General features: G+C 33.4%; 2 protein-coding genes and 1 pseudogene. 2 read left to right on the top strand and 1 reads right to left on the bottom strand.

Annotated features, from left to right (window positions below; all coding sequences use genetic code 11):
• Positions 1-547 (top strand): hypothetical protein (locus PVV59_RS09680; RefSeq protein ID WP_273755872.1); only part of this gene is annotated, 547 nt, incomplete at its 5' end.
• 180 nt (positions 548-727) lie between these two features.
• Complete coding sequence (locus tag PVV59_RS09685; RefSeq protein WP_273755873.1) at positions 728-853, top strand: hypothetical protein; 126 nt, start codon at positions 728-730, stop codon at positions 851-853.
• A gap of 1,578 nt (positions 854-2,431) precedes the next feature.
• Here the strand turns inward: PVV59_RS09685 and PVV59_RS09690 are convergent.
• Positions 2,432-2,787: pseudogene (locus PVV59_RS09690) on the bottom strand (hypothetical protein); the annotation flags it as partial.

Below are 2,787 nucleotides of genomic sequence, written 5' to 3' on the forward strand. Positions count from 1 at the left end.
CTCTCATCTGGAGAAGATTATGGAAATGATCAGTCCGGGGTATCCATTGACGCTGAAAGCTGGGAATACATTGACGAAACAGGAGGAAGCGCAAACCTTAGATGCTTGCAATCGTCTACAAGCGTTGTTCTCTGTGAAAGCTTCAGTTAAACAAATTGAGCAAGCTTCTTTCCTACTCTCAAGCATGAGAGTCCCTGCGAATACAGACGCCAAAGCCGTCGTTTTATCCTATGGTATGATGCTGGACCGCATTTCAGCATATGCTCTGAAAAAGGGCGTCGAAGATATCGTAACTGGTCAAGCAATTGGGATATCAAAAACATTTATGCCAACTTGTGGAGAGCTTTTAGCTTATTGCCAGACACTAGAAAATACCCTTCTTTCAAAAGCCGAAAGTGTACGTAGAGCAATTGAAAACACACGTGTGAAAGCACTCAAAGAAAAAACAGCGAAAGAGCATTTTAGACCACTAACGCTTGTTCACAAGCAAGAGCTTGAAGAAACTTTAAATGGTCTTGGGAGAACAGTGAAAAACATTGCAAGTTAGCAAAATAGTGAAAAGTGCTGATCATTTTACGATTAGACATGCATTTAAATCGACAAAAAGGCACCGTAAAGAGAGATTTTAGATTTTTATGATGAGAGAAAAAACATATCCGTAATATAAAACGCTCTGTACGATCAAATTTGAGACAAATAGACCAATTGGTAAAGTTAGGATTAAAGCATGCCAATTTTAAAACACTTATCCTTAATAAACCGTAAAAAGCCCATGCAAAAAAAGTTTGTGGCAACAGCTGTTGGTTATGTGCCATGGGGAGATGGAGCAGCAGAGTATTTTTACAACCTCTAATCGTCATAATATCAAAAAACACAATAAAGTCAATATGTTGCGTTCAATTATTTTATATGAATCCACTTAAGAATCCACAATTTTATACGTGATTCATTTGAGCATTTTTTATAAACAATTGCCATGTATGAATAGAGCATAAAAAAGCAAATCATGATGTAAATATTATAACGCATCTGTGTATTCAAATGAAATGAAAAGCAGCTACCATTTATAACAGTTCATAAATTTTATGATACGTTTTTATCACTCAAAAATCGCATTGTTTTTAAATTTAGTCATTTGAAATTATCGATAACATATCTTTAAAGATCACAGCTTGTTTTAACAATTGGATTGGTAATCGCATTATCAAGTATGAGATTATGATTCTCAAAATTGAGAAGCGTAAAATCTAAAAATGTTATAGCAATATTTTATTACCTATAAGAGGGTAATCGTTTGAAACTGTCATAAGCTTATAGGTTTTAATTCATTTAAAGGTGCATAAAGGATTTCAATATCGTTTTTAAAGCGCTTTCTAAAAGTTTAGAAAATGATAGGCAGGCATTATACAAACATAATCATCACAACAGTTATGAAATTAAAAACGTTATATCTTATGAAATCAAAAGCCTTTTTATGACGTATGCAAGCAAGCGAGCAACAAACGTTTTAAAAGTTATCGTTTAAAAATACGAAACCAAATGGGCTCACCCCAAAATTGGGGGCAGCTCTTTAAGATAAGCAAGCAAAATTCAAAACCATTGTAAAATCTAAACACATAGGGTTTTACTCAATTTTTAGAAAAATAATGCTGTTTAAAGAATGCTCTATTTTAAAGATAACCAGCTCAAATTTGAGCCGGCTAATTTTTAAAGAAATTAGGTTTTAAAGAAAAGTAAAATACGATTATGAGAACTCTTTAAGTGAATATTTAAACGCTTAAAACCTCTTTTTATAACAGCTATAATTTAGTTATCATTTGCTTTTAAGAACGTTTCATTGTTTCATTTACGAAAAAAACAAAGATCTAGATTTTACAGCAAAGCAAATCTTAAAAACCATAAATTCTAAAAAGCGTTTGTTTATTTGTCTTATGAAATGCTACTTTAAAAAACCAACGCGCATAAATATAAAAAATGGGTTTTGTTATAGACATTTCACTTAATACACATTTGCTTTTGATTGGTTTGATAAAGCTATAAAGCGTTTTAAAGAGGCGTTTTGATCATGTACTTTGTTTTAAACAAACCTCTTTAAAGAAAAGAGCGTTATTCTAATACGTTTATAGCCATAAAGCATTTATAGTCTCTATAATTCATTCTCTCATTCAAATGAGTGAGTAAAAATCATATGCATCATTTATGATCCTTTTGATAAGTTTTCATAAAAACAATAGAACGCTTGCAATATAATACGTTTTGTATGTAAATACTTATGATTTGGAACTGGTTATTCCAAAGCCTCCATTGAAAAGCCGCGTCATATCAATTGGCACGGCTTTCTTTTTTGGAGATCTCTCTTTTATGAGACGTTTTAAGGAATATATCTTATAATGCGTTTATAGCTGTAAGAAGGCGCCCCCCACGCCGTTCTTTATTCTGTTTTATCAACAATCTTGATAACATGATCGCTTTCATAAACCTCACAATTTTGGGGCACCAACTTTTCTTTGCTTTTTTTGTTTATTTTTGCATTCCCATAAGCACGCCCCCAGACCTTTGCACAATATGAGAGTTTTGCATTGCCATAGACAGAGCCATAAACTTCACAAGAGCCAGCCACGCTAGCAGAGCCATAAACCTTTCCATAAATCTTTGCACGACCCCTAATAACAGCATAATTATAAACCTTGCCATGGCTATAAATGCAAGCCGATCCAGAAACATTGGCATGACCATAGACCCTTGCATAGCTAAAGACCGCAGCATCATGAGAAACATGCGCATAAT

Origin of the sequence: Bartonella sp. MM73XJBT.G, from assembly GCF_028618435.1 — a bacterium.
Lineage (GTDB): Bacteria > Pseudomonadota > Alphaproteobacteria > Rhizobiales > Rhizobiaceae > Bartonella.

Excerpts from the sequence above, each read along its gene's own strand:
- PVV59_RS09685 (WP_273755873.1), top strand. The coding sequence starts at position 728 with ATGCCAATTTTAAAACACTTATCCTTAATAAACCGTAAAAAGCCCATG.